This is a genomic window from Mangrovibrevibacter kandeliae (genome assembly GCF_024519155.1).
Classification (GTDB): Bacteria; Pseudomonadota; Alphaproteobacteria; order Rhizobiales; family Rhizobiaceae; genus Mangrovibrevibacter; species Mangrovibrevibacter kandeliae.
In genome coordinates, this window is the sequence record NZ_JANIFJ010000009.1 from 124,040 (window position 1) to 130,868 (window position 6,829).

6 protein-coding genes and 1 tRNA gene are annotated in these 6,829 nt (G+C 71.7%); 3 read left to right on the top strand and 4 right to left on the bottom strand.

The genetic code is table 11. The annotated features are described in order from the left end of the window. Positions 1-105 precede the first annotated feature (105 nt). Positions 106-1,284 carry a hypothetical protein gene (locus NPA30_RS18550; RefSeq protein ID WP_256804292.1) on the top strand — a complete coding sequence of 393 codons (1,179 nt, stop codon included), beginning with the start codon at positions 106-108 and terminating at the stop codon, positions 1,282-1,284. On the opposite strand, the gene NPA30_RS18555 is transcribed toward NPA30_RS18550, so the two are convergent. The 3 genes from NPA30_RS18555 to NPA30_RS18565 form a co-directional block, all read right to left on the bottom strand. After that, on the bottom strand, positions 1,260-2,075 hold the full coding sequence (locus NPA30_RS18555; RefSeq protein WP_256804293.1) for a TrmH family RNA methyltransferase: 816 nt from the start codon (positions 2,073-2,075) through the stop codon (positions 1,260-1,262). The two genes, NPA30_RS18550 and NPA30_RS18555, sit on opposite strands and share 25 nt — an antisense overlap. Before the next feature lie 106 nt (positions 2,076-2,181). Further along, positions 2,182-2,256 (bottom strand) — tRNA-Glu (locus tag NPA30_RS18560). Between the two features lie 78 nt (positions 2,257-2,334). Beyond that, entirely contained in the window at positions 2,335-2,631 is a 297-nt protein-coding gene (locus tag NPA30_RS18565) for a hypothetical protein (RefSeq protein ID WP_256804294.1), read from the bottom strand. Between the two features lie 88 nt (positions 2,632-2,719). Between NPA30_RS18565 and NPA30_RS18570 the strand changes: the two genes are divergently transcribed. Both NPA30_RS18570 and rpoH read left to right on the top strand, forming a co-directional pair. Beyond that, positions 2,720-3,742, top strand: a complete 1,023-nt coding sequence (locus NPA30_RS18570) for an RluA family pseudouridine synthase (protein WP_256804303.1) — start codon at positions 2,720-2,722, stop codon at positions 3,740-3,742. 202 nt (positions 3,743-3,944) lie between these two features. Further along, the gene (rpoH, locus tag NPA30_RS18575; protein WP_256804295.1) at positions 3,945-4,856 is read left to right on the top strand and encodes an RNA polymerase sigma factor RpoH; all 912 of its coding nucleotides are present in this window, start codon (positions 3,945-3,947) and stop codon (positions 4,854-4,856) included. Between the two features lie 101 nt (positions 4,857-4,957). Here rpoH and NPA30_RS18580 read toward each other — a convergent pair whose 3' ends face one another. Continuing rightward, positions 4,958-6,364 carry a hypothetical protein gene (locus tag NPA30_RS18580; protein WP_256804296.1) on the bottom strand — a complete coding sequence of 469 codons (1,407 nt, stop codon included), beginning with the start codon at positions 6,362-6,364 and terminating at the stop codon, positions 4,958-4,960. Positions 6,365-6,829: the final 465 nt, after the last annotated feature.

A 6,829-nucleotide genomic window follows, 5' to 3' on the forward strand; every position in this document is an offset into this window, starting at 1 on the left:
GCCGCTCCGGCAGCGGTTTGCGCCGTGCGGCGCCGAGGTCACGTGCCTTCGGCGCCCCGACGCGCTACATGAGGGTCGCCTGTTTCCCCGACCGCCCAGGATGCCATGATCGCGACCGCCCTCACCTTCTCCTTCGGCGTGCTGCTGGCGGTCTTCGCGGCACTGCTCCTCGCGCCCGTCCTGTGGCGCAAGGCCCAGCGGCTCGCCTGGCGCGAGTTCGAGGCGACCATTCCGACCACCGCGAACGAGCTGCGGGCGGAGGCCGATCAGGTGCGCGCGGAGGCCGCCCTGTGGATCCGGCGACAGGAGGTGCTGCTCGGGGAACGCGAGGCTCGGGCGGCGCGGGAGCGGGCCGAGGCCGGCCGGATCGCGATCGAGAACGCCGAGCTTCGAAGCCGCTCGCGCACGGCTGACGAGCGGGCGAGCGAGGCGGACCGGCAGGCGCGCGAGATCGAGACACGTCTGCGGCGCATCGAGGACGAGAACGACGGTCTGCGCGCCGCGCTGGAGAGCACCCGTCACGACCTGTCGCTGCGGGTCGAAGAGATGGACGCGCTCGCCGGGCGCTATCGCGAGCTCGGCGGCATCGCTGAAGAGCGCAAGGTTCAGCTCGCGGCGGCAGAGGCCAAGATCGAGCGCCTGTCGGACACGCTGCGCGCGACCGAGAAGCGCGGGCGGGACCTGCAGAACACGATCGAGCGGACACGCTCGGAAACGGCGACGATGGACGGCCAGCTGCAGCGGGAAAAGGACCAGACGACGGCGCTGAACGAGCGCCTGTCGCGGATCACCGCGCGGCTCGCCGACCGGGAGGACGAGATCGCCGCCTTCAAGCGGCGCCAGGCCGTGTCGCTGGCCGATGCGCCGATCGCCCCGCCCGCGGCGGCACCGACGGCCGCAGCCTTGGCGGCCAAGCCCGGCCGGCCTTCGACGCCCGGCGCCGTTCCGCACGAGGCTCCCGCCCGTGAAGCCAAGCCGAAGGCCGCGACGGCCGCGGCCCCGGCACAGACGAGACCCGACCTCGCGTTCGAGCCGATCCTGCCGGACATGAGCGAGGGCGAGATCCGCCAGCGGATCAGCGACATCGCCGCCCGCGTGATCCGCATCACCGCAGAGGCCGAGGGCCCGGATTCCGAGGCGCTCCGGCTGATCGAGGCGGCGCCGGTCTCGCCCAAGGGAGCGGACGAAGCCTCCGCGAGCCTCGCCGACCGGGTCCGCCAGTTGATGCGCGAGGACGGACGTGCCGGACCTGTCACCCGTCAGGCAGGCGGCGCCCGCGAATAGAGATGATGCAGCGCGACCGCTGCGGCCGTCGCCACGTTCAGGCTGTCGAGGCCGGGCGCCATCTCGATGCGCAGCGTCTCCATGCCGGACATCACCGGGCCGGGCAGTCCCGGTCCCTCGGCGCCCAGAAACAGCGCGACCGCTCCGTCGCCGCGCTCGAGCGAGCCGAGCGGCGTCGCACCGCGGGGCGTCAGGGCAAGACACCGGAATCCGAGACCCGCGAGCGTCGCCGCATGCGCTTCGGCCGTCCCGCCGCGCGACCAGGGCAGGCTGAGGACGGTGCCGACCGAGACGCGCAGAGCCTTGCGGTAGAGCGGGTCGCAGGCGGTCTCGTCGAGCAGCACGGCGCTGACGCCGAACGCGGCCGCGTTGCGGAAGATCGCGCCGACATTGTCGTGGTTGGCGATCCCGACCGCGAGGAGGACGAGGCCCCCGCTTGCCGCAAGACGTGGCAGGAGCGCCGCGTCCTCGACAGGGGCCCGACGCTCGCCATGCGCCAGCACGCCCCGGTGCATGGGAAAGCCGGCAATGGCGTCGATCACCGGACGCTCCGCGACGTAGACCGGCACGTCGCGGGGCACCTGGAGCAGCCTGTCACGCAGTCCGTCGAGCCGGTTGCGCAGGACGAGCAGCGCGGTCGGCCGGAAGCGCTCGGAGGCGAGAAAGTGGTCGAGCACCACGGTGCCTTCGGCGATGAAGCCTTCGCGCCCGACGATGTCGCGCTCCCGCACGTCGCGGAAGACGGCGATGCGCGGGTCGCCCGGATCCTCGATGGGGATGAGCCCGCTCATCTCGGGCCGGCCTCCCTCGGACATGCGGCAGCGACGATGCGGCCCGCGCCACGCAGGAGCAGGGCTCGCCGGGCAGCGGTGACGATGATCGAGAGAAGAGGATGACTGGTACGCCCAAGGGGAATCGAACCCCTGTTTGCGCCGTGAGAGGGCGCCGTCCTGACCGCTAGACGATGGGCGCTGACCAGTGGTGGCCGATATAATCGGGCCATCCGGCGAAGGCAAGGACTTTTCTGCCGCCGTCCGGGATCGCGCGAGGTCACGGGCGGCGGAGGGTGTAGCGGGCTGCGACCGCCCCCGTGGCAAGGTCGATCACCAGGAGCCGCTCGTCCGCTCCCTCCCCCACCAGTGCCAGAGCACGATCGCCATCGAGCGCGATCTGCCGGATCGCACCTGCGACCGGCAGATCGATCGCGGCTTCGGCCGGGAGCGCCTTCGTCTCAGCCTCGGTGCGATCGGCCGGCGCCGGCCGGTTGACCTTGTAGACAATCGCCCCGAGCACGGCCATAACGCCGAAGATCAGCGTCCCGACCGACACGGCCAGGAGCCGGAGCATCTTGCGCCGCAGGCGCTCGGCGGCGGGGTCGAGCGGCGCTTCCGGCTCGTCGTCGATCGTCATCATCCAGCCATTCAGGGGATTTCACATCGACACGGCTCCTACAAGCGAAGACGAGAGCGAGGCAAGCGCCTTCACCGTCGACGAGGCCGCCTCCGGTACGCGGCTCGACCAGTTCCTGACCGCGGCGCTCACCGGCGCACTGTCGCGCAGCCGCGTCCAGGCGCTGATCGAGGGCGGCTCGGTGACGATCGGCGGCACACCGGTCCTGTCGCCCAAGCGCAAGGTCGCCGTCGGCGAGACGATCGAGATCGCGCTGCCCGAGCCGGAGCTCGCCGAGCCCGAGCCGGAGGACATCCCGCTCGACGTCCTCTACGAAGACGGCGCGCTGGTCGTGCTCCACAAGCCGGCGGGTCTCGTGGTCCATCCCGGCGCCGGCAATCCGCGCGGCACGCTCGTCAACGCCCTCCTCTTCCACTGCGGCGCGACGCTGGCCGGAATCGGCGGCGTGCGGCGGCCGGGGCTGGTCCACCGCCTCGACAAGGACACCAGCGGCGTGATGGTCGTCGCCAAGACCGAGACCGCCCACCGGGCGCTGTCGCAGCAGTTCGCCGCGCACGGCCGCGACGGCCGGCTGGAGCGTGGCTATCTCGCGCTGGTTTGGGGCCAGCTCCCGCGCCGCAACGGCACCGTCGACGCGCCGCTCGGGCGCGCCGGGCAGGACCGGACGAAGCGCGCGGTGGTCTCGGCGGACCGGCCGGACGCGCGCGAGGCGATCACCCACTTCACCGTGCGTGAGGTGCTGGGAACCGCCGACGTGCCGGTCTCGCTCGTCGAATGCGAACTGGAAACCGGCCGCACGCATCAGATCCGGGTGCACATGGCCCATCTCGGCCATCCGCTGGTCGGGGACCCGCTTTACGGCGCGGGGTTCAGGACCAAGACCAGGCGGCTGCCCGAGCCGGCGGCGGCGGTGATCGACCGCTTCGAGCGGCAGGCCCTCCACGCCTTCAGGCTCGGCTTCCAGCACCCGGTGAGCGGTGAGGCTCTGCTGTTCGAGCGCGACCCGCCGGGCGACATGCTGGAACTTCTCGACGCACTGCGCGTTTGAAGACCTGATGGGCGATGATCGTCCGCGGCCGGCAGGATCTGTCCTGAGGCGGCTGCACACGTTTGCGTGTGCCCCGTTTTCCGTCGTGTAATCCCACGTTCTCATCCCCATATGAGGTGTAGCGCGCTGCGGCTTTTTGAGCGTTGCGCGTCTAGGCCGGCTTTCGAAGCGGTCGAAGATCGAGTGAATGGAGGGGCAAGTCATGGCCCAAGCCAACCTTCCGAGCATTGCCTCGGGTGAAGGCGGCCTCAGCCGCTATCTGGACGAAATCCGCCGGTTCCCGATGCTGGAGCCGCAAGAAGAGTACATGCTGGCCAAGCGCTATGCCGAGCACGAGGATCGTGCCGCGGCGCACCGGCTGGTGACCAGCCACCTGCGTCTCGTCGCGAAGATCGCGATGGGCTATCGCGGCTACGGCCTGCCGATCGGCGAGGTCATATCCGAGGGGAACGTCGGGCTGATGCAGGCCGTAAAGCGCTTCGATCCGGAGCGGGGCTTCCGCCTGGCGACCTACGCGATGTGGTGGATCAAGGCCGCGATCCAGGAATATATCCTGCGCTCGTGGAGCCTCGTGAAGATGGGCACCACGGCCAATCAGAAGCGCCTGTTCTTCAACCTGCGCAAGATGAAGAGCCGCATCCAGGCGCTCGACGAGGGCGATCTGCGGCCGGACCAGGTCGAGCAGATCGCGACGACGCTCGGTGTGTCCGAGGACGAAGTGGTCTCGATGAACCGCCGCCTGTCGGGCGATGCCTCTCTGAATGCGCCGATCCGCGCGACCGAGGGCGAGTCCGGCGAATGGCAGGACTGGCTCGTCGATCAATCGGAAAGCCAGGAAGAGACACTCGTCCAGCAGGACGAGCTGGAGCAGCGTCGCGGCATGCTGCAGCAGGCCATGGACGTGCTGAACGACCGCGAGCGGCGGATCTTCCAGGCCCGTCGCCTCGCCGAGGATCCGCTGACGCTCGAGGAGCTGTCCGGCGAGTTCGACATCAGCCGCGAGCGGGTGCGCCAGATCGAGGTGCGCGCGTTCGAGAAGGTTCAGAAGGCGGTGCGGGACAGCGCCGAGGCCGCGCGACGCGCGCTTCGGCCGGTGGCGCACGCCGAGGCCTGAGCGCTCGCGCGCCTCACGCAGAGCTTGAACGAGAAAGGCCCGGATCGGTGATCCGGGCCTTTCGTTTTGGACGGCCTTCTAGAATTTCCAGGCACTTGCGGTCACGTCTTCGCCTTCCAGGCGCTGATCGCCTGCTCGAACACCCGATCGCCGGGAAGGCCCTTCTCGATCGACAGCAGCGCCCGGCGTCCGTTCGAGTAGGCGACGGGGATGTCGATCCACTCCTGCTTCATCAAGAGGTCGAGGTTGGTGTCGGTCGCCTGCTGCAGGTTGTTGAGGGCGATGATGAAGAAGCCATCCGAAATCTTCCCCGCCACCCCGATCAGCGGCTCGCCCCGTGCCTGCTCGGTCGGCTTCAGCGCCAGGCGCTGGACGTTGGCGATCTCGCCACCCTGGAAGTTCGGCGGCACTTCGAAGCTGAGCTCGATGACGTGGCTCGCCGGCAGCGTGACATCCGAATTGCGCCGGATCGTCATCGTCATCTTCAGGTTTTCGTCCGGCACGTCGGCGACGGCATGGATCGCCGGCTCGGGCGGCTGCCCCTCGGCTGGCGCCTCGTTGACGAGGGTCCAGACGACGTTGCCGGTCTGCTGCGTCGCCGGCTCGCTGTTCGAGCGCTCCTCGTAGAATACCGCGCGCTGGCCGACGGCGATCGACGCCGGGCCCTGCTGCGGCTGCAGCGCGGCGGTCTGCTGCTGGGCATTGCCTGCCGCTGGTGCAGCGGGTGCCTCGGCCGGCGCGCCCGTCGCCGCGGTATCGGGCGTCACCGTGCCGGCGTCTGGGGCGGCAGCCGCGGCCGGCTGGTCCTCCGGCACCGGAGAGGCCTCGGCGACCTCCGTGCCTTCGTCGAAATCGTTGGTGACGGGCTTCGCCGGCCCTGCATCGACCTCCGAACCGTCCGCGAGCAAGCGCTGCGTGAAGCGGCGGCGTGGCTCGGGTGCGGCCGCAGCGCTTGCCGGCGCCGCGGTCCCGGTATGCGCGCCATCGGCTGGCGCGGACGGCTGTGCGGCAGGCGGTGCCGAAGCGACCTGCGTGTCGGTGGAGGTCGCGGGCGTCGTCGCTGCCGGCGTGGCCGGCGCAGTATCTGCCACCGGAGCCGGCGACGGCGACGCACTCCCCGTGCCGTTCAGCAGCGCCTGCAGGTCGTCGCGATAGATCCAGCCGACGGCGGCGCCGCCGCCCAGCAACAGCACGAGAGCGCTCGCCGCCAGGAGCGGCACGCGCGAGCGGCGGCCGACGCGGCGCGCTGGCGCATAGCGCGGCGCTTCGACATCGGCAGCGGGCAGACCCACCGCCTCGTAGGGATCGACATAGCCGGTCGCCTCGTCGTCTTCGCCGCCGTCCTCGGGCACGAAGCCGTGCTCCTGCGCCCCATAGGCTTCGGCCGGTCGCTCGTCGTCGAGCTCCACCGGCTCGAACACCGGCTCGCGGCGGACCGGCGGCGCAGGTCGCGCATCCGGCACGCTTGCCGGCGGGAGCTTGGAGACCGGGCCGACGGGCGGCGGCATCGCGGGCGCCGCAGCCGTGCCCGGCGCGAGCCGCGCCGCAGGCGCGCGGGGGGCTGCAGCCGGCGACACGGTCGGCGGCATGGGCGGCGTCGGGCCGGGACGCGGCGAAGCGGGCGGCGCGGCTGTGGAGGCGGAAGGAGCCTGTCCCGCGGGCTGCGGCGCTGCAACCGGCGCCGGTCGGGCATGGGTCTGGCTCGGTGCCGCGGCGGCAGGCGGCGGCGCCGGACGCAGGGGCGCGTCGGCCCGCGGCGGCAGCGGCGAGGAAGCCGGCTGCAGCGGCGCCCCTCCCGGCGGCAAGGTCGGCGTGGCGCGCGGCGGAGACGGGCGCGGCGGAGCCGGACGCGGGAGTTCAGCGGCAGGCTGCGCGCGTGGCGCGGCAGCAGGCGCGGCGGCGGCCGGAGGCGCGGCTGGCGCCGGACGATCGGCCGCGGGCGGCGGCGGCGCGGGACGCGTGGCCTGCGGTGG